The 19,397-nt window shown below is 64.9% G+C and carries 14 protein-coding genes; 7 read left to right on the forward strand and 7 right to left on the reverse strand.

All coding sequences use genetic code 11. The annotated features are described in order from the left end of the window. Positions 1-4: 4 nt before the first annotated feature. Positions 5-223, reverse strand: a complete 219-nt coding sequence (locus JQ631_RS09740; protein ID WP_212325786.1) for a hypothetical protein — start codon at positions 221-223, stop codon at positions 5-7. A gap of 222 nt (positions 224-445) precedes the next feature. Between JQ631_RS09740 and glmS the strand changes: the two genes are divergently transcribed. The 4 genes from glmS (at position 446) to panE (ending at position 5,088) form a co-directional block, all read left to right on the forward strand. Further along, entirely contained in the window at positions 446-2,272 is a 1,827-nt protein-coding gene (glmS, locus tag JQ631_RS09745; RefSeq protein ID WP_212325788.1) for a glutamine--fructose-6-phosphate transaminase (isomerizing), read from the forward strand. 89 nt (positions 2,273-2,361) lie between these two features. After that, positions 2,362-3,132, forward strand: coding sequence for a DUF502 domain-containing protein (locus JQ631_RS09750; protein WP_212325790.1), 771 nt, complete (start codon positions 2,362-2,364; stop codon positions 3,130-3,132). A gap of 103 nt (positions 3,133-3,235) precedes the next feature. Further along, positions 3,236-4,090, forward strand: a complete 855-nt coding sequence (locus JQ631_RS09755) for an NAD(P)-dependent oxidoreductase (RefSeq protein ID WP_212325792.1) — start codon at positions 3,236-3,238, stop codon at positions 4,088-4,090. A gap of 62 nt (positions 4,091-4,152) precedes the next feature. Beyond that, positions 4,153-5,088, forward strand: a complete 936-nt coding sequence (gene panE, locus JQ631_RS09760; RefSeq protein WP_212325793.1) for a 2-dehydropantoate 2-reductase — start codon at positions 4,153-4,155, stop codon at positions 5,086-5,088. A 60-nt stretch (positions 5,089-5,148) separates the two neighbouring features. Here the strand turns inward: panE and JQ631_RS09765 are convergent, their stop codons facing one another. Continuing rightward, positions 5,149-6,657, reverse strand: coding sequence for a sensor histidine kinase (locus JQ631_RS09765; RefSeq protein WP_249160229.1), 1,509 nt, complete (start codon positions 6,655-6,657; stop codon positions 5,149-5,151). A 322-nt stretch (positions 6,658-6,979) separates the two neighbouring features. Beyond that, a complete protein-coding gene (gene recG, locus JQ631_RS09770; protein ID WP_212325795.1) occupies positions 6,980-9,088 on the reverse strand; it encodes an ATP-dependent DNA helicase RecG in 2,109 nt (702 codons plus the stop codon). A 185-nt stretch (positions 9,089-9,273) separates the two neighbouring features. Between recG and JQ631_RS09775 the strand changes: the two genes are divergently transcribed. Both JQ631_RS09775 and mfd read left to right on the forward strand, forming a co-directional pair. Continuing rightward, a complete protein-coding gene (locus JQ631_RS09775; protein WP_212325796.1) occupies positions 9,274-9,564 on the forward strand; it encodes an FAD assembly factor SdhE in 291 nt (96 codons plus the stop codon). Continuing rightward, the gene (gene mfd / locus JQ631_RS09780) at positions 9,561-13,079 is read left to right on the forward strand and encodes a transcription-repair coupling factor (protein WP_212325797.1); all 3,519 of its coding nucleotides are present in this window, start codon (positions 9,561-9,563) and stop codon (positions 13,077-13,079) included. The genes JQ631_RS09775 and mfd overlap by 4 nt, the downstream gene beginning before the upstream one ends. Before the next feature lie 105 nt (positions 13,080-13,184). Here mfd and JQ631_RS09785 read toward each other — a convergent pair whose 3' ends face one another. From JQ631_RS09785 to JQ631_RS09795, 3 genes are all read right to left on the reverse strand, one after another. Next, entirely contained in the window at positions 13,185-14,408 is a 1,224-nt protein-coding gene (locus JQ631_RS09785) for a GGDEF domain-containing protein (RefSeq protein ID WP_212325798.1), read from the reverse strand. Positions 14,409-14,493: 85 nt separating this feature from the next. Next, positions 14,494-15,996: an AMP-binding protein gene (locus JQ631_RS09790; protein WP_212325800.1), complete on the reverse strand. Its 1,503-nt coding sequence runs from the start codon at positions 15,994-15,996 to the stop codon at positions 14,494-14,496. A gap of 4 nt (positions 15,997-16,000) precedes the next feature. After that, positions 16,001-17,872 (reverse strand): extracellular solute-binding protein, encoded by a 1,872-nt coding sequence (locus JQ631_RS09795; RefSeq protein ID WP_212325802.1) that lies wholly within the window; start codon positions 17,870-17,872, stop codon positions 16,001-16,003. A 259-nt stretch (positions 17,873-18,131) separates the two neighbouring features. Here JQ631_RS09795 and JQ631_RS09800 point away from each other — a divergent pair, with 259 nt between their 5' ends. After that, positions 18,132-18,935 carry an invasion associated locus B family protein gene (locus tag JQ631_RS09800; RefSeq protein WP_212325804.1) on the forward strand — a complete coding sequence of 268 codons (804 nt, stop codon included), beginning with the start codon at positions 18,132-18,134 and terminating at the stop codon, positions 18,933-18,935. Positions 18,936-19,032: 97 nt separating this feature from the next. Here JQ631_RS09800 and hspQ read toward each other — a convergent pair whose 3' ends face one another. Further along, positions 19,033-19,365, reverse strand: a complete 333-nt coding sequence (gene hspQ, locus JQ631_RS09805) for a heat shock protein HspQ (protein WP_027536166.1) — start codon at positions 19,363-19,365, stop codon at positions 19,033-19,035. Between the last annotated feature and the right edge of the window lie 32 nt (positions 19,366-19,397).

Below are 19,397 nucleotides of genomic sequence, written 5' to 3' on the forward strand. Positions count from 1 at the left end.
GCCGCTATTCGTCGTCGGCGAATTCGGAGAAGATCGCCCGCGTCAGGCGCCAGCCCCGCGGCTTGGCGCGCTTCGCGGGCTCACCTTGCGGATGCTTGATGAAGACGGGCTTGCTTTCCCTGCCGCGCTGGGGCGGCGGCCAATGCGCAAGGTGCGTGCCGGAGGTTTCGCTGGCGCGCAGATACATCGAAGACAGACCTTTGCGGTCGGACGTGGCTTTCATGGCCTTGATCTCCCGGGCTCGAATCGTTGGCCAAATTTGTTGACAACGAGTTAATGCGCGCGGTTAAAGGCCGGCCACATCGACGCAGCATCTGGGATCGCCGTCGGCGGTCGCTGTCGCAATCGGTCATAATTATTGAGTATCTGGTTCCTTAGGAACTTCGCTAAAAACCGGGCGCGTCGTTTAGGCGATTTTTCGACGATTTGGGGGATATTGATCCGCATGTGCGGGATTGTCGGCATTCTCGGGCGCGAGCCGGTTGCAGAGCAATTGGTGGATTCGCTCAAACGTCTCGAATATCGCGGCTACGATTCCGCGGGCGTCGCCACGCTCGAAGGCAAGCATCTCGAGCGCCGTCGCGCCGAGGGCAAGCTGAAGAATCTGGAGAAGCGGCTTGAGGCCGAGCCGCTGAAAGGCACCACCGGCATCGGTCACACCCGCTGGGCCACCCATGGCAAGCCGACCGTCAATAACGCGCATCCGCATGCGACCGAGCGCGTTGCTGTGGTCCACAACGGCATCATCGAGAATTTCCGCGAGCTGCGCGAGGAGCTCGAAAAGAAGGGCACGGTGTTTCACACCGAGACCGACACCGAGGTCGTGCTGCATCTCGTCGACGATCTCCTGACGCGCGGCAACAAGCCGGTGGAAGCAGTCAAGCTGACGCTGGCGCGCCTGCGCGGCGCCTTCGCGCTCGGCTTCATCTTCGCCGGCGATGACGATCTCTTGATCGGCGCGCGCAACGGCCCGCCGCTGGCGATCGGCTACGGCGACGGCGAGATGTATCTCGGCTCGGACGCGATCGCGCTCGGCCCGTTCACCGACACGATCAGCTATCTCGAAGACGGCGATTGGGTCGTGCTGACCCGCAAGAGCGCAACGATCTTCGACAAGGACGGCCACGCCGTCACGCGCGATAAGGTCAAGCACGCCGCCTCGACCTCGCTGGTCGACAAGGCCAATTACCGCCACTTCATGGCGAAGGAAATCCACGAGCAGCCGGAAGTGGTCGGCCATACGCTCGCGCGCTATGTCGACATGGCGACCGAGCGCGTCTCGCTGCCGGTCAAGCTGCCCTTCGACTTCAACGACATCCAGCGCATCAACATCACGGCGTGCGGCACCGCGAGCTATGCCGGCATCGTCGCGAAATACTGGTTCGAGCGCTTTGCGCGCTTGCCGGTCGAGGTCGATGTCGCCTCCGAATTCCGCTATCGCGAAGCGCCGCTGCGCAAGGGCGACCTCGCCATCTTCATCTCGCAGTCCGGCGAGACAGCCGATACGCTGGCCGCATTGCGCTATGCCAAGGCCGAGGGCGCGCATACCATTGCCGTCGTCAATGTGCCGACCTCGACCATCGCGCGCGAGAGCGAGACCGTGCTGCAGACGCTGGCTGGCCCCGAGATCGGCGTCGCCTCGACCAAGGCCTTCACCTGCCAGCTCATGGTGCTGGCGAACCTCGCGATTGCGGCCGGCAAGGCCAGAGGCGAATTGTCCGGGGAGGATGAGACCAAACTCGTCCACGGCCTCGTCGAAATCCCGCGTCTGATGTCGGCTGCGCTCACCAACGAACTTCAGATCGAGAAGCTCGCGCACCGGATCGCAAAATCCCGCGACGTGCTCTATCTCGGCCGCGGCACCAGCTTCCCGCTGGCGCTCGAAGGCGCACTGAAGCTGAAGGAAATCTCCTATATCCATGCCGAGGGCTATGCCGCCGGAGAACTCAAGCACGGCCCGATCGCGCTGATCGACGAGACCATGCCTGTTGTCGTCATCGCGCCCCACGACCGCGTGTTCGAGAAGACCGTCTCCAACATGCAGGAGGTCGCCGCGCGCGGCGGCAACATCATCCTGATGACAGACGCCAGGGGTGCGGCAGAGGCGACGGTGGATTCGCTCGTCACCATCGTCATGCCTGACATGGCCGCGGCCTTCACGCCGATGGTCTATGCCGTCCCCGTGCAGCTGCTCGCCTATCATACGGCTGTCGTGATGGGCACGGACGTTGACCAGCCGCGCAATCTCGCAAAATCGGTGACGGTGGAATAGGCAAAGGGAATCCGGTCGGACCGCTTCGTGGTCTTCCAAAACCTGCTAGAAGACCCTAGCTTGACCGAAGCGACCGACCTGGAACCCGAATGACCGCCCGCGACGACGCGCCTGCGCCTCTTGATCCTGCCCCGGAACCTCATACCGGCCTGATGGGCCGTTTCCGCAATTATTTCCTGACCGGACTGATCGTCACCGGTCCGATCGCGATCACGTTGTATCTGGTCTGGTGGTTCGTCACCTGGGTCGACGGCGTGGTGCGGCCATTTGTGCCGCTGGCCTACCGGCCGGAAACCTATTTGCCTTACGGTGTTCCCGGCTGGGGACTGATTGTCGCATTCTTCACGCTGACGCTGGTCGGCTTCCTCGCGGCGAACCTGATCGGCCGCACCCTGGTGGATGTCGGCGAGACTTTCCTCGGCCGGATCCCGGCCGTGCGCGCAATCTATCGCGGCCTGAAGCAGGTGTTCGAGACGCTGTTCTCGGGCAAGGGCTCGAGCTTCCGCAAGGTCGGCCTCGTCGAGTTTCCATCGCCGGGCATGTGGTCGATCGTGCTTATCTCGCAATCGCCGAGCGAGGACGTCGCGCGAAGCCTGCCGGGTCAGGAGGAACATGTCTCGGTGTTCCTGCCGTGCTCGCCGAACCCGACCACCGGGTTCTTCTTCTATGTCCCGAAGAGCAAGATCATCGAGGTCGACCTCAGCGCGGAGGATGCCGCAACGCTGATCATGTCGGCCGGTGTGGTGCAGCCCGGCTCGGCACCCGACCCGAAGAAAGCGGCCGCGCTCGCCGGCATGGCCAATGCCGCGCGCATTGCCAACGCCTCCGCGCTCCAGCCCGAACCTGCGAAGGTGGAGTAGGGCTATTCCCCTGCGGGATAGCCTGAGGTCACGCGGACGTTCGCGTCCTCTGCTAGAGTTCCGGTCGAACCGAGCGTAGCGCTCGTCGAACTGGAGTGCCCTGATGTCCAAAACCATCGCGATCCTCGCACCCGGCGCCATGGGCAGCGCGGTGGCCCGTCGTCTGAGCGAGAACGGCGCGCGCGTGCTGACGTCGTTGAAGGGACGCAGCGAGGCGACGCTGAAGCGGGCGGCGGATGCCGGCATGATCGGCGCTGAGGACGATGCGATCGCGGACAGCGACATCATCCTTTCGATCGTGCCGCCGGGCGAGGCGGTGGCGCTGGCCGAGCGACTTGCCGCCTTGATCGTCAAGCGTAACAAGAAGCCGGTCGTGGTCGACTGCAACGCCGTCAATGTCGATACGGTGAAGCGGATCGAGGAGATCATCGGGTCGGCGCAAGCGCCCTTCGTCGACGGCGGGATCATCGGATTTCCACCGCAGCCCGGCGGCAAGAGTCCGGCCTTCTACATGTCCGGCGAGCACGCGAGGGACGTCGCGGTGCTGAAGGAGCTCGGGCTCGACATGCGTATCGTCGAAGGCCCGGTCGGCGCGGCCTCCGCGCTCAAGATGTCCTATGCTGGCATCGTCAAGGGTCTCGCCGGGATCGGTTCGGCCATGGTGGTGGCCGCGACAAAGGCGGGGGCTGCGGATGCGCTTCGCGACGAACTCGCGCTCAGCCAGCCCGCGACGCTGGCACGGCTCGAGGTCGCGCTGCCGGACATGCTCCCGAAGGCCTATCGCTGGGTCGCGGAGATGCGGGAGATTTCCGGCTTCCTCGGACCAGACCATCCGGCAAGCCAGATCTACGAAGGTTTTGCCAAATGGTTCGAGCATCTGGCCACAGACGCCAAGGGCGAGGCGGTCGATGCGTCGCTGCTGAAGGCGTTCGCTGCCAGCGTGAAGAAAGAGGCCTGATGTCAGGCATTTCGGGATCAGCGGCGATGGCTTGATATCGCCAACATGACGCAGGAGTTGGAATGAGAGTGCTGGTGATCGGCGCAGGCGCGCTCGGAGGCTACTACGGAGCTCGCCTGGTCCGGGCCGGTGTCGATGTGACCTTTCTGGTGCGGGCCGGGCGCGCGGAGCAATTGCGTCGGAATGGATTGCAGGTCGTAAGCCCGAACGGCGACTTCGCCGTGCAGCCGAAGGTGCTCCTGGCCAACGAGCTCAGGGAGTCCTTTGACGTCGTGCTCGTTGGTGTGAAGGCCTATTCGCTTGACGACGCGATGGCCCAGTTTGCCCCAGCCGTTGGTGCGAGCACGATGGTTCTGCCGGTACTCAACGGGTTGAAGCATATCGACGCCCTGACGGCGCGGTTCGGCGCCGGTTGCATCCTCGGTGGGTTGGCGAACGTCAGTGCCGGGCTCGATGCGGATGGCCGTGTCGTTCAGTTCATGGCCAATCAGACCATCGTCTTCGGCGAGATCACGGGCTTGCTCAGCGAACGTGCGCTTGCCCTGGAGACACTGCTCCATGTCCCCGGTATCGACGTGCGAGCCAGCGAAGCGATCATGCAGGACATGTGGGAGAAGTTCGTCCAGCTCAGCACGCTGGCCGGCATCACCTGCCTGATGCGCGCAAGTGTCGGAGACATCCTGGCAGTGCCGAACGGCGAGGCATCGATCTTCCGTCTGTTCGCGGAATGCTGTGCCATTGCAACGGCCTCGGGATTCGCGCCGCGCGCGGCGTTCATCGAGTTCGACCGGAAGCTGTTCACGACAGCTGGCTCGCCGCTCAAGGCCTCGATGCTGCGCGACGTCGAGCGCGGCTCGATCACCGAGGCCGAGCACATCCTTGGCGACATGGCCAATCGGGCCCGCAGGCTGAATATCGACACACCGCTGCTGGATCTTGCCCGGGCGCACCTGGCCGTATACGAGGTCGGGCGGCGACGAGGTTCGTCTGCGCAATAAGGTGGACGCAACCTGGCTTGATCAGTGAGACGCGCCGGGGTCAGCCTTGTCAGGCGAGAGCTAGCTCGCTTCCATCAACGTCGCATCTTCGCTGGTCTGATCGCGGGACCAGAACTGCATGAGGCAGCGAAGTCCGCCCGGATTGAAGTCCAGGCTCACCGACCAGCCGGCCTCGCCGGCGAACATGCCGGTGATCATCTTCGTTCCAAAGCCGCGACGCGTGGGCCTGTGAACCAGCGGGCCATCTCGCTCGGCCCAGGACAAGCGCACCAAGCCGGTCTCGTCGATGCTCCAGGATACTTGTAACTTGCCGGATGCCACCGAGAACGCGCCGTATTTGGCCGCGTTCGTGCTGAGCTCCTGGAGCGCAGCCGAAATCGCCAGGGTGAGTTTGGGCGGCAACAGGATATCGCGGCCGTCAATTTCAAGACGTTCAGGACCGGCGTAGGGGGCCAAGGTCTGTTTGACGATGGATACCAGGCTGACGCCGACCCAGTTGTTTTCGGTGAGGAGATTGTAGGCCTGCGAGAGAGCCAGGAGGCGGCCCTCGAAGGCGGCAGCGAATTCGTTGAGGTCGTTTGAACTGGCGCGCGACAGGCGCGCGATCGACTGCACGGTGCCGAGCGTATTCTTCACCCGGTGATTGATCTCATCCAGGAGTGCCTTCTGCTGCTTCAGGGCGTCGGCGAGTTCGCTTCCGACCTGATGCAGCACCTTCTTCATCCGGTTGACTTCGCTGATCGTTCCCCGCTTCGGCTCGATCGCGACGGAGCGCAATCCGGCGACGTATTGTTCGAGATCGGAGAATTCGGCGAGGAACCGCTGGGAGATCATGCGGGCGAGCGCCAATCCCAGAACAAGCGTGAAAGCCGTCAGCGCAACGATCCATTCGGCCGTCCGGTGCAGCGGACCGTCAATGACGTCGCGGGGAACAGCAAGGTTGATCGACCAGGTGCTCTGATTGGATCGCAACAGCGACGCGTAGGTGGGAACGCCTTTCCGCGAGATTGCTTCGATCCACCAGGCGAATGGCTGCCCGAGATGGGCCATGATCTCAGGAATGGTCGGGTGGCCTACCAGATCGTCGCCATCGAGCAATGGCCGCCTTGCCAGAAGCAGTCCGTTCGCATCGACGATGCTGCCCACCATTCCGGCCGAGACATATTCGTCCATCATCGACGAAAGATAGCTCGTCGACAGTCCGATGTTGAGCGCGTAGCGGATTTGACCGTGGATCGAGACGGGAACGGCAATCGTGACGATCGGTTGACCGTCGACGACGGCGCGTTGAAGCCCGGAGACCTGAGGCCGGCCGGTTTCGATCGCGCGCCGCTCGACGTCGAACGCAGTGCGTTTGGGCAAGGGACGATCGAGATCGAGGCGTGTGTTCACGATCTGCTGGCCGTCTGGGGCGTAGAGGACGATCGCGACGCCGCCGATCAGCTTCACCGCCTGCACGGCATGATCTCTGAATTCCGCAAATCGTTCCTGCGACAGCGATGGCGAGAGTGCAAGGACGCGCAGATCGTCGATGATGTTTGCGACCCGCAGGTCGGCAGCGTTGCGCATGAGACGCAACCTGTCTTCATACTCAGCCTTGGTCAATTGGGAGGATTCAGCCACGAAATGGTAGGCGAGAAATGCCGCACATGCCGTGACCGGGACCGCGGTCGTGAGGGCGAGCAGCAATAGATAGGCTGAGACCGGCCAGGTGCGAAGCGACCGCCGGAACCAAACCCCCCATCGACGCGGCAAAGCACCCACCTGTCACTCACCCCTCGACGAGGTCTTTCTCGCAAGCTGATTCCCCAAGGGTAGCGGCTCGGCCGGCGCTAGCAACATGGGACTTGGTCGAAGGAGTTGATGGAACCATTGTTCCAACGGCGTGAGATCAGCCGGCGCCGATCAGCGGGATCGCCTCGTCGCGTTCGTAGAGATACAGCAGGCAGCGCAGCGCCTCGCCGCGCTCGCCCTTCAGCTTCGGATCGTCCTTCATGATTCGCAGCGCCTCGTCACGGGCCTGCGTGATGAGCTGGCCATGAACCTCCGAGCGCGCGATGCGGTAGCCGGGCAGGCCGCTCTGGCGCACACCGAGCACGTCGCCTTCGCCGCGCAACTTCAGGTCCTCCTCTGCGATGCGAAAACCGTCGGTGGTTTCGCGGATCACCTTGAGCCGCGCCTTCGACATTTCGCCGAGCGGCTCGCTGTAGAGCAGAATGCAGGTCGACGCCTCCGAGCCGCGGCCGATGCGGCCGCGCAGCTGGTGCAACTGGGCGAGGCCGAAGCGCTCGGCATTCTCGATCACCATGATGGTGGCGGCCGGCACGTCGACGCCGACCTCGACTACAGTGGTCGCGACCAGAAGGCCGATCTCGTGGGCTGCGAACTGGCCCATGACGCTGTCCTTCTCCGTGCCCTTCATCTGCCCGTGGACGAGGCCAACGCGGTCGCCGAAGCGCTTTTGCAGACTCTCGAAACGTTTGGTCGCGTTGGTGAGATGCTCGGTGCCCTCAGCCTCAGACTCCTCGACCAGCGGACAGATCCAGTAGACCAGCTTGCCGGACTCCAGCGCACGGCCGACACCGTCCATGACCTCACCGAGCCGGCTCATGGCGACGGCACGGGTATCGATCGGCTGGCGGCCGGCCGGCTTTTCGCGCAGCTCCGAGATGTCCATATCGCCGAAATAAGTCAGCACCAGTGTGCGCGGGATCGGTGTGGCGCTGAGCACGAGAACGTCGACGGCTTCACCCTTCGAGGTCAGCGCGAGGCGCTCGCGCACGCCAAAGCGGTGCTGCTCGTCGACAACAGCGAGCGCGAGATCCCTGAAGACGACGTCGTCCTGGATCAGCGCGTGGGTGCCGACTAGCAAATCAATCTCGCCCTCGGCAAGCCGAGCGATAATCTCGCGCCGCTCCTTGCCTTTTTCGCGGCCGGTCAGGATCGCAACCCGCATGCCGGCGTGCTCGGCGAGGGGGGCGATGGTCTTGATGTGCTGGCGTGCCAGGATTTCGGTCGGGGCCATCAGTGCCGCTTGCTTGCCGACCTCGGCAACCGCGGCCGCGGCCATCAGCGCCACCACGGTCTTGCCAGAGCCGACGTCGCCCTGGAGCAGGCGAAGCATCCGCACCGGCTGCAACAGGTCGTTGGCGATCGCCGCCGTCGCCTCGCGCTGGGAGGTGGTCAATGCATAGGGCAGGGCGTCGATCACCTTGTTGCGCAGATGACCGTCGCCGGCATTGCGTACGCCGGCCGGGCGGCGCAGCTGTGCGCGGATCAGCGCGAGCGCGAGCTGGCCAGCGAGCAACTCGTCGAAGGCAAGGCGCGACCAGTAGCGCTGCTCGGGCAGGATGTCCGTCAGCTCGACCGGCTGATGCACGCGATTGAACGCTTCCGTAACCGGCGGGAAATTGCAGCGGCGCAGCACGTCCGGGCTGATCCATTCCGGCAGCGCGGGCAGTTTCTGCAGCGCCTGAGCGACCGCGCGGCGGAGCGAGCCGATCGCCAGGCCCGTGGTGAGCGGGTAGACCGGGTCGATGCCCGTAAGCTTTGAGATCGCCTCTTCGTCCAGCACGCGGTCGGGGTGCACGATCTGCGGGATGCCGTCATACATCTGCAGCGTGCCTGAGACGTAGCGCTTCTCGCCCATCGGCAGCAGCTTCTCGACATAGCCCGGCTTGGCGCGGAAGAAGGTCAGCACGACGTCGCCGGTGTCGTCGTTGGCATAGACGAGATATGGCGCGCGCGTGTTACGCGGCGGAGGCGGGCGGTGGCGATCGACGGTGACCTCCAAGGTCACCATGGTTCCCTGGACCGCGTCGCGGATTTTCGGCCGCGCCCGGCGGTCGATCACCTGGCTCGGCAGATGCAGCAGCAGATCCACCAGCCGCGGCGTCTCGTTGCGGCTGAGCAGATATTGCAGCAGCTTGTCCTGCTTCGGACCGACACCGGGCAGGCTGGTCACGGGAGCAAACAGCGGGTTGAGCAGGCTGGGGCGCATGGATGCGAATCTAGGATCGTTTCAGCCCGTCATGCCCGGCTTTATGCCGGGCATCCACGGCTTTTTTCGTCTCCGAGAGCCGGCATCGGGCCATGCCAAATCGAGGGCTGACACGGCAGGTTCGAATAGCTATATCACCCCGGCCCGGCACGTCCGGGCTTTCGGCGTTTGACTGGATTTGAGACATGACGGGAACGACACGATCGAGCGACGGGCTGGACGATCGCCGCAAGCGGCTGCTGTTCCGCTGCTGGCACCGCGGCACGCGCGAGATGGACCTGATCCTCGGCCGCTTCGCGGATGCCGAGATCGGCAACCTGTCGGACGCGGAGCTGACCGAACTCGAGACCCTGCTCGAAGAGTCCGATCCCGATCTCTATGCCGCCATCACTGGTGACAAGGTGCTGCCAGCCGATGTCACCGGCGCGCTGTTCGCCCGCATCAAGGCCTATCCGATCGCGGACGGCAACGTATGAAGCAGGGGATGAAATCTCCGGCCGAGCTGCTGACGCCCGGCCGCGCGGTGACGCTTGCCAACGTTGCCGAGGGCGCCGAGGGCCTCGTCGTCTCCGATCTCGCGCGGGCCATTGCGGCGCGGCCGAAGAAGCCCGCGGTCAGCCTTGCCGTGGTCTGCCGCGACGGTGCGCGGATGCAGCAGCTTGAGCGGGCGCTGCAATTCTTTGCGCCCGATCTGCCGGTGCTGACCTTTCCTGCCTGGGACTGCCAGCCCTATGATCGCGTCTCGCCACATGGCGGCATTCTGGCACAACGCCTGACGACGCTGGCCCGGCTCGCCGCGCTCACCGGCAGCGACAAGCCGCTGATCGTGCTGACCACGGTGAATGCCGTCGTGCAGCGCGTGCCCGCGCGCGAGCTGGTCGCGGCGCAGGCGCTGTCGGTCGCGCCCGGCAATGTCGTGCCGATGGACACGATCATCGCCTGGCTGGAGCATAACGGCTACAATCGTTCCTCGACCGTGCGCGAGCCCGGCGAATATGCCGTCCGCGGCGGTATCCTCGATCTGTTTCCGGCGGGCCTTGAACAGCCTGTTCGTTTCGACTTCTTCGGCGATAGCCTGGAATCGATCCGCACCTTCGACGCCGAGACCCAGCGCACGCTGCTTGATATGCGCGCACTCAATCTCGTCCCCATCTCGGAATTCCAGCTCGTCACCGACACGATCCGCCGCTTTCGTATGGGCTATGTCGCCGAGTTCGGCGCGCCGGAGCGCGACGATGCACTGTACGAGGCCGTCAGCGAAGGTCGTCGCCATCCCGGCATGGAGCACTGGCTGCCGCTGTTCCAGGACCGGATGGACACGCTGTTCGACTATCTGCAGGGCGCAACGATCGCGATCGAGCCGCAGGCCGAGGACGCTGTCCGCGAGCGCTTCAAGCAGATCCAGGACTATTACGAGGCCCGCCGCGATGCCATGGAGCATCCGGGCGGCGGCGCCATCTACAAGCCATTGCCGCCGGACCGGCTGTACCTGACCGATGAGGAATGGACCGGGCGCGAACGCGACACCGCGTTGATCCGGTTGACCGCGTTCTCGGTGCCGACCGACGGCACCAGCGTGCTCGACGCCGGCGCCCGCAAGGGCCGCGACTTCGCGCCTGAACGTAACGACACCACCGTCAACGTGTTCGAATCCGTCGTCGCGCATGTGATGGGCTTGCAGGCCCAGCGCAAGAAAGTCGTGATCGCGCTCTGGAGCGAAGGCTCGCGTGACCGCATGACCTCGATGCTGCGCGACCACAAGCTGACCCACACCACCAGCGTGAATACCTGGCGGACAGTGCAGGCGACCCCGCGCAACGAGACCATGCTCGCCGTGCTCGGCCTGGAGAGCGGTTTCGAGACCGACGAGATCGCTGTCATCAGCGAACAGGATATTCTCGGTGACCGGCTGGTGCGGCCGCGCAAGGCGAGCCGCAAGCTCGACAATTTCATTTCGGAGGTGACGAGCCTCACCGCGGGCGACATCGTCGTCCACGTCGACCACGGCATCGGCCGTTTCATCGGTCTCCAAACGCTGGACGTCGCCGGCGCGCCGCATGATTGTCTCGAGCTGCATTATGCCGCCGAGACGAAGCTGTTTCTGCCGGTCGAGAACATCGAGCTGTTGTCGCGCTACGGCTCCGACCAGACCACAGTGGAGCTGGATCGTCTCGGCGGCTCCGGCTGGCAGACCCGCAAGGCGAAGCTCAAGAACCGTATCCGCGAGATCGCGGGCGAACTGATCAAAATCGCGGCCGCGCGGCATCTGCACGAAGCGCCCAAGCTGCCGGTGCAGCAGGGCCTCTACGACGAGTTCTGTGCACGCTTCCCCTATGACGAGACCGAGGACCAGTTAGGGGCCATCGAATCCACGCTGAAGGATCTCGAGCTCGGCCGTCCCATGGACCGGCTGATCTGCGGCGACGTTGGCTTCGGCAAGACCGAGGTTGCGCTCCGCGCGGCGTTCGCCGTTGCGCTCGAAGGCAAGCAGGTCGCCGTCGTGGTACCGACCACGCTGTTGGCGCGCCAGCACTACAGGACCTTCACCGAGCGCTTCAAAGGCTTTCCAGTGAACGTGGCGCAGGCCTCGCGCCTGGTGCCGACCAAGGAACTGAACCTGGTCAAGAAGGGCATTGCCGACGGCTCGGTCGACATCGTCGTCGGGACTCACGCGCTGCTCGGCAAGGCGATCAAGTTCCGCGATCTCGGCCTCGTCATTGTCGACGAGGAGCAGCACTTTGGCGTCACCCACAAGGAGCGGCTCAAGGCGTTGCGTTCCGAGGTGCATGTCCTGACCCTGTCGGCAACACCGATCCCGCGCACGCTGCAACTGGCGCTGACCGGCGTTCGCGAGCTCTCGATCATTGCCTCGCCCCCGGTCGACCGCCTGGCGGTGCGTACCTTCGTGGCCCCGCACGACCCGCTGATGATCCGCGAAGCGCTGCTGCGCGAGCGCTATCGCGGCGGCCAGGCGTTCTACGTGGTACCGCGCATCGATGACCTCGCCGAGGTCAAGGACTTCCTCGACAAGAACGTGCCGGAGATGAAGGTCGCGGTCGCGCACGGCCAGATGCCGCCCGCGGTGATCGAGGACATCATGACGGCGTTCTACGACGGCAAATTCGACATCCTGCTGTCGACCACAATCGTGGAGTCCGGCCTCGACATTCCCAACGCCAACACGCTGATCGTGCACCGCGCCGACATGTTCGGCCTGGCCCAGCTCTATCAGCTCCGCGGCCGCGTCGGCCGGTCCAAGCTGCGGGCCTATGCGCTGTTCACGCTGCCGTCGCAGCAGAAGATCACGGCCCAGGCCGAGCGCCGGCTCACCGTGCTGCAATCGCTGGAGACGCTGGGGGCAGGCTTCCAGCTCGCCTCGCACGATCTCGACATCCGCGGCGCCGGCAATCTGCTCGGCGAGGAACAGTCCGGCCACATCAAGGAGGTCGGCTTCGAGCTCTACCAATCGATGCTGGAGGAGGCGATCGTCAACCTCAAGGCCGGCGTCTCCGAGCCCGCCGCCGACCGCTGGTCGCCGACGATCACCATCGGCATGCCCGTGCTGATTCCGGAGGATTATGTCGACGACCTTTCGGTGCGGCTGTCACTGTACCGGCGCCTCGCCGACCTCGACAGCGAGGAGGAGATCGAGAACTTCGGCGCCGAGATGCGCGACCGCTTCGGCGTGCTGCCCGATGAGGTGCGCTATCTCTTCAAGGTCGCCGCGATCAAGGCGTTCTGCCGCCAGGCCAATGTCGGCAAGATTGATGCCGGCCCGAAGGGCGCGGTCATCACCTTCCGCGACAATTCCTTCGCCTATCCCGATCGGCTGGTGTCGTTCATCAAGAGCCACGGCCAGGCCGCCAAGGTGCGTCCCGACATGAAGGTGGTGTTCCTTCAGGACTGGGAAACGCCGGAAGACCGTCTCGCCGGTACCACCGAGATCATGCGCCAGCTGGCGCAACTCGCGCAGAAAAAGAAGGCGGCTTAGAAGGTGTCGTAGGGTGGGCAAAGGCGCGGTTGCGCCGTACCCACCATCCTTCAATGATAATGCAGGTCGTGGGCACGCTTCGCTTTGCCCACCCTATGAGAGCCTTTACGACGCCGCCCTTGACGCGTCCGCCGACAATCGCCCGAGCAACGACCGCGCCGTATCCGACGGCGACAGCGAGTCCACGCTGACCACGGGATCGCTACGCATCTCGTGCTTGCCGTTCGATGTGTGCTTCATCACCGCCGAGAGCCGGCGGGCGATCATGTGGGCCGTGCGGAAGTCCGTCTCGGCGAACACCACGATTACCGAGCCGTCCTTCTGCGCGGCGCCAAAGTCCATCTGCCGCATCAGGCGGCTGAGGATGCGGGCGGCATCGAGCTGTGCGCGGGGATTACCAGGGTCGAAGGCGAAGCGCGCCACCGAGAGACCGCCGCCGCGGGCGAGTGTCTGCTCGACCGCCTTGGAAAAATCGCGCGCGAAGGCGTCGACCGTCAGGAGACCGCTACGCGGATCGAGCCAGCCACCGGCATCGATCGAGCGCAGCGTGCGGCTCAGTTGCGCTTCCATCGCGTGCTGACGAATGAGCGGCAGCGCATTGGCTGCGACCTTGGCGGGCTCGCCCGCGATCAGTTCGAGATTGGGCAGATCATAGCTCTGGGTGAGCTGATGCGCGGTGACGACCACTGGCAAATTGCGGAAGCGCGTATCCTCCGCGAGTACCGTGAGAAAGGCATCGGTAACGCGCGGGGTGAAACCGTCGGAGAGCACGACGCCGTCGATGTCGCGGGTGTTGAGATGTTTTGCCGCGGCCTCGATCGAGAGCGCGCCGACGACGCCGGCGCGCTCGCCGAGCGCGACGGAGAGGGCAGGATAAGCCGCGCCGCGGCCAATCAGGAGCACGATGGCATCGCGTACCGGATCGGTCTCCGGGAGGGCGACCTTCGTCTCCGGCAGCCGGCGCAACACGGTGGCATGCAGGGTACGGACACGGATAGCGGCGCGCAGGCGCGCGATCAGGCGTTCGGCGGGGTTGCCGCGCGTGGCGAAGGGTAGGGCATTATGAGGCAGCGAACCCTGCGCATCGAGCGCGACCAGCGGCAGGTAGAGCGGTTGATCGGCGACTCTCTTTGCCAGCAGAGGGATATACGGCTCATGACCGCCGGACATCGCGGCGAGCACGGCCGCCGGCTGCACCTGCTCGACGGCGCGCGCAGCACTCGCCCAATCGCTGTCGACGACTGGAAACAGACGGGCCTCGTCCAGCGCCGCGATGAAGGCGGGGCGCTCGGTGTTGGACACAAACAGAATCGGGCCCGCCTGGGACATCAGGAAACTCTGATCACGCAATCGATGCTGCGCAATCTAGTCCGGTTGCCTTAATGCAGCGTCAATGCTTCAGGTGAAACTGCGCCTAGACCGGGCCCGAGCGGTCGCGAAAAGCCTCGACCATCAAGGGGTTAAGGCCTAGTTCGCTCAGCGCCTCACGGGCGCGGGCATTGTCCTGGGCCCGCCCCGCCAGGCGGTGGCCGGAGAGCCGGTCGGGTAGTGCCGTGAGCAGCGCGCCCTGGCCGAGCCGGCGCGCCCATTCCTGTAGGTCGTTGGAGAGGAAGCGATAGCCGCCGACGGCCATGATGCCGGAGGGCGGCGCGGTGATGCAGATCGCGCCGTTGGCCCGGTCGATCCGCGCGGCGTAGCCGGTATCGACATAGTCACGTGGAGGCTGCGCCATCAGCGTCTCGCCGACCGGCTGCGGCGGCGCATAGGCTGCGATCGGCACCATCGGGCCGCGCAGGCCGAGCGTACCCTTCTGCGTCAGCATGATCTCGCCGGCGATCGAAGAGCCGGACTGCTCGCGCGGGGCGCCGTGCGGTCCCGGCATCACCGCCACAGGCGCGCCGTCCTCGCCGCGCCTGGCGCCGAACAGGCCAGCCTCGCCGAACAGGTAGACGTCGGTGAGCGGCGCATGCGGTGCGATCCAGGCTTCGCTCGCGGCGACCTGCTCCGGCGCGCGCCAGAGCCCGACGACGTTGCGCAACGTCGGCATCCGTGCCGCCAGACCTGTATCGCCGAGCCGTAGCGCGAGCTGGGCCGGCGCAATCAGGACGTCGCATTCGTGCTCGTTGATCTGCTGCTCCAGCACCTCGCTCTCGAACGGGTGATGCAGCGCCAGCGTGCCGCCGCAGAGCAGCCACACCGCAAGCGAGGAGGCGAGCCCCGCGAACGACATCGGCGCGAACGCCGCCATCACGGTCGAGCCCTGCTGGATGTCAGCCTCCAGCGACATCGCAAGCCCGCCCGCGATCAGGCTGAAATGCGGCCTCGGCACCGGACGAAAGCCTTCCGCGGTGACATCGAAGGAGATCATCGCCGCCTTGCGGCCGTCCTGGATCACGGCGCGCGTGGCGCCGGGCGGGCGCGCCAGCACATCGTCGAGCGAGGCCATGCCTTCGGGCAAATCAGCACCGAAGCCGAAGACGTGGCGAATCGAAAAGGCCTCGGCGGCAGCGTGCATCGTGAGGTCGGCATAGCTGACGCCATCGACCTTGCTCATGGAAACGATGGCGCGCGCCGCGGTGCGGTTGAGCGCAGCCGCGAGTTCCGCCTGCCGCCACAACAGCGGCAGCACCGCGACCACGAGGCCGGCGCGATGGGCGGCCAGCACCGTCAGCACGAACTCGACTGTTGCGGGCAACTGGATCGCGATCACCGAATTGGCCGGCAGGCCCGATTCGACGAAATGCGCGGAGAGCGCCTCGATGGCGGTGTCGGCTTCGGCATAGGTCAGCCGCCGCGGCTGGTGCCCGGTGATGCGGGATTTGTTGAGGGGATCGAGCAGAGCGCGCGCGTGCGGCTGCCGCATCAGCGTCCGCTGGAACAGCGTGTCGAGCGTCGGCGATACGGCTGGCTGGTTCACGGCGTCACTTCGCTGGACTGGCTTGAGGCACACCCTTCGCCCACCACGTCTCCGGCAGGTAGCCCGAGAGTGCGGTGGTCGATGGTCGTTCTATCCGATTCCAGCGCGCGATCCATTGCTCGGATACGTTAAACAGTGGGATTGTGTAGAAGCCCGCGATCAAGGCGCGGTCGAGCGCCCGCACGGCGTCGACAAAATCCGTATGATCACGGGCCTCCAGCAGGGCCTTGATCATGGCATCGATCGCGGGATCCCTGGCGCCCATGTAGTTGCGCGTGCCCGGATTGTCCGCCGCCGCGCTGCCCCAATAGAAATACTGCTCGTTGCCGGGCGAAAGCGACTGATCCCAGCGGTTCTGAATCATGTCGAACTCGTAGGCAAGCCGGCGTTGGTCGAACTGCACGGGATCGACCGCGCGCACGCTCGCATCGATGCCGGCGCGCTTGACGTCGCGCTGGAACGCGAGCGCGACGCGTTCCTGGTCGCGGGTGGTCACGAGCATCTCGAAGGCGAAGGGCGCTTTCGTCGCGCGGTTGCGCAGCACAGTGCCGTCAAGACTGTAGCCGGCATCCGACAGCAGCTTGAGCGCCGCGCGCAACGTGGTCCGGTCGCGGCCCGAGCCGTCGGTCACGGGCAGACGATAGCTGCCATCCATGATGTCTTCCGGGATCTGCGCGGCAAAGGGTTTCAACAGCTCGCGCTCGCGCGCATCCGCAGGGCGCGCATAGGCCGACAGGTCTGAACCCGCGAAATAGCCGGCCACCCGCGAATAGAGCGAGAAGAAATAGTTGCGGTTGACCAGCTCGAAATCGAACAGCAGCGTCAGCGCCCGGCGCACGCGGATGTCGGCGAATACAGGACGCCTTGTGTTGAACACCAGGAATTCCGAGGGCTGCGGCGTGCCGGGCTTGAACGTGTCGCGGATCACCTCGCCGCTCTTGGCGGCGGGAAAATCGTAACCCTCGTGCCAGCGCAGCGGCTCGTTCTCAACGCGGAAATCATAGAGGCCGCGCTTGAAGGCTTCGAACTGGCCGTTGGCCTCGCGATAATAGTCGAGCCGGATCTCGTCGAAATTGAACAGCCCGCGATTGACCGGCAGGTCGCGGCCCCAATAATCGGGATTGCGCGTCAGCGTCACGCTGGCGCCGGGCTTCACGGCCGTGACGCGGTAGGGGCCCGAGGCGATCGGTCCCGATAGCGTTGTCTCCTCGAAGGTTGCGACATCGACGGCGTGCTTCGGCAGGATCGGCATCAGGCCGAGGATCAGCGGCAACTCGCGGTCGTCGGCGCCTGCGAGATCGAAGCGGACAGTGAGGGGATCGGGTGCCTCGGCCTTGGCGACCTTGGCGTAATATTGCCGGAGGTTGGGACGGCCATGGTCGCGCAGCAACTGCCAGGAGAACAGCACGTCCTCGGCAGCGACCGGCTTGCCGTCGGAGAAGCGCGCGCGGGGGTCGAGATGGAAGGTGACGTAGCTCCGTTCATCATTCGTCTCGACGGTCTTGGCGAGCAGGCCGTAGAGCGTGAACGGCTCGTTCTGGCCGCGCGCCAGCAGACTCTCGACCACGTAGGCGCGGATCGGCTGCACGGCCAATCCCTTCACGATGAACGGATTGAGGCTGTCGAACGTGCCGAGAATCCCCCAGGTCAGCCGGCCGCCCTTGGGGGCATCCGGGTTGGCATAGGGCATGTGGGTGAAATCGGCCGGCAGCGCCGGCTTGCCATGCATGGCGATCGCATGGGCTTCCTCGGCGTGCGAACCGCAGACCGACATTCCCGCGCCGAGGGCCGAGAGTGCAAGGGTTAAGGCGAGACTGCAAAGGCGGGTAAAGCTGCGGACGCGTGGGCCCTCGAGCAGGCGCTGGAACATGAACATTCGGACACGTTGATTCGAGGGCGGCGGCAGACCCGAATCTTATCACAGGGATTTCACTGGGTGCCCGTCCGGTGGCGGCCAAAGACGCTTGTCGGCATTGATCTTTCCGTCGACCACGTTAAGAAGGCACGCAATCGCAAGAGCGCCGAGCCCGTCACTGATCTGCCTCAATTGACGGGGAGAGAGCCGCGCCCAAGGCGGCTTGGTTCGGTGCTTCGGAGCGGTTCGGGCACTTCCCGTTCAGAAAGGGTTTTCTGCAATGAATTTCCGTTATTTGGCCGCGTCCGTGCGGCCGCGCGGGCGACTTCTCGCCCTGTTGACGGCGACGGCATTGGTTATCCCGTTTGCCGCCGAGGCCCAGGCGCCGGCCCCGGGCGCGCCGAAGGTTGCCCCCAAAGCCGCTCCGAAGGCCGCCCCCAAGGCTCCGGCCCCCGCGCCGGCTCCCCAGGCCCAGCAGGCTCCGGCCCAGCCGGGTGCTCCGGCGGCGGGCGCCCAGCCCGCGGATCAGCAGATCCAGCTGATCTACGCGCCCTGGACCAAGTTCTGCCTCAAGGGCCAGGACGCCAACGCCAAGCAGGTCTGCTTCACCGGCAAGGACGGGCGTATCGAATCGGGCCAGCCGGTCATCGCGGCCGTGATCATCGAGCCGGAAGGCGAGCCCAAGAAGATCCTGCGCGTGACGCTGCCGCTCGGCATGCAGCTCGTGCACGGGACCCGCATCATCGTCGACAACAACCCGCCGCTGCAGAGCCCGTACGTGATCTGCTTCCAGAACGGCTGCATGTCGGACTACGAGGCAACGCCCGAGCTCATCGCAAACTTGAAGAAGGGCCAGAATCTCGTTGTCCAGGCGATCAACGCCAATGGTCAGCCGCTGACCCTGCCGCTGCCGCTCACTGGCGAATTCCAGAAGGCCTATGACGGTCCGCCGACCGATCCCAAGGTGTTCGAGGAAACCCAGAAGAAGCTCCAGGAAGAGCTTCAGAAGAAGGCCGAAGAGCAGCGCAAGAAGCTCGAGCAGAGCGGCGCTGCGCCTGGCGCGCCTCCGGCCGCTCAGAAGTAATCGGGTTCAAATCCCTGATATGAAAAAGGCGCCCCGATCGGGCGCCTTTTTTGCTGGCCGGTTGATGGTGGTGAACTCAGGTCAACGGAAGCATGACCTAGTTCAGCGACGGATTGCGCGGACGGTAGCCGCCATCCTTGTTCTTGATGAAGATCTCAGTGACCTGCGAATGGCGGATCGGCTCGCCGGACTCGTCGGGCAGCAGGTTCTGCTCGGACACATAGGCGACGTACTCGGATTCCGCATTCTCCGCGAGCAGGTGGTAGAACGGCTGGTCCTTGTGGGGCCGCACCTCCTCGGGGATCGACAGCCACCACTCCTCGGTGTTGTTGAATTCCGGATCGATGTCGAAGATCACCCCCCGGAACGAGAAAATCCGGTGGCGCACGACCTGTCCGATCTGGAATTTGGCTGTCCGCGCTTTAATCATCCTCCGTCGATAGACCAGGATTGTGGCCGATG

Source organism: Bradyrhizobium manausense, assembly GCF_018131105.1.
Taxonomy (GTDB): Bacteria; Pseudomonadota; Alphaproteobacteria; order Rhizobiales; family Xanthobacteraceae; genus Bradyrhizobium; species Bradyrhizobium manausense_B.

What these genes read in the sequence shown, in the direction of transcription:
- JQ631_RS09740 (WP_212325786.1), bottom strand. Translation starts at nt 223, where the DNA reads ATGAAAGCCACGTCCGACCGCAAAGGTCTGTCTTCGATGTATCTGCGC.
- glmS (WP_212325788.1), top strand. Translation starts at nt 446, where the DNA reads ATGTGCGGGATTGTCGGCATTCTCGGGCGCGAGCCGGTTGCAGAGCAA.
- JQ631_RS09750 (WP_212325790.1), top strand. Translation starts at nt 2,362, where the DNA reads ATGACCGCCCGCGACGACGCGCCTGCGCCTCTTGATCCTGCCCCGGAA.
- JQ631_RS09755 (WP_212325792.1), top strand. Translation starts at nt 3,236, where the DNA reads ATGTCCAAAACCATCGCGATCCTCGCACCCGGCGCCATGGGCAGCGCG.
- panE (WP_212325793.1), top strand. Translation starts at nt 4,153, where the DNA reads ATGAGAGTGCTGGTGATCGGCGCAGGCGCGCTCGGAGGCTACTACGGA.
- JQ631_RS09765 (WP_249160229.1), bottom strand. Translation starts at nt 6,657, where the DNA reads ATGCGCAACGCTGCCGACCTGCGGGTCGCAAACATCATCGACGATCTG.
- recG (WP_212325795.1), bottom strand. Translation starts at nt 9,088, where the DNA reads ATGCGCCCCAGCCTGCTCAACCCGCTGTTTGCTCCCGTGACCAGCCTG.
- JQ631_RS09775 (WP_212325796.1), top strand. Translation starts at nt 9,274, where the DNA reads ATGACGGGAACGACACGATCGAGCGACGGGCTGGACGATCGCCGCAAG.
- mfd (WP_212325797.1), top strand. Translation starts at nt 9,561, where the DNA reads ATGAAGCAGGGGATGAAATCTCCGGCCGAGCTGCTGACGCCCGGCCGC.
- JQ631_RS09785 (WP_212325798.1), bottom strand. Translation starts at nt 14,408, where the DNA reads ATGTCCCAGGCGGGCCCGATTCTGTTTGTGTCCAACACCGAGCGCCCC.
- JQ631_RS09795 (WP_212325802.1), bottom strand. Translation starts at nt 17,872, where the DNA reads ATGTTCATGTTCCAGCGCCTGCTCGAGGGCCCACGCGTCCGCAGCTTT.
- JQ631_RS09800 (WP_212325804.1), top strand. Translation starts at nt 18,132, where the DNA reads ATGAATTTCCGTTATTTGGCCGCGTCCGTGCGGCCGCGCGGGCGACTT.
- hspQ (WP_027536166.1), bottom strand. Translation starts at nt 19,365, where the DNA reads ATGATTAAAGCGCGGACAGCCAAATTCCAGATCGGACAGGTCGTGCGC.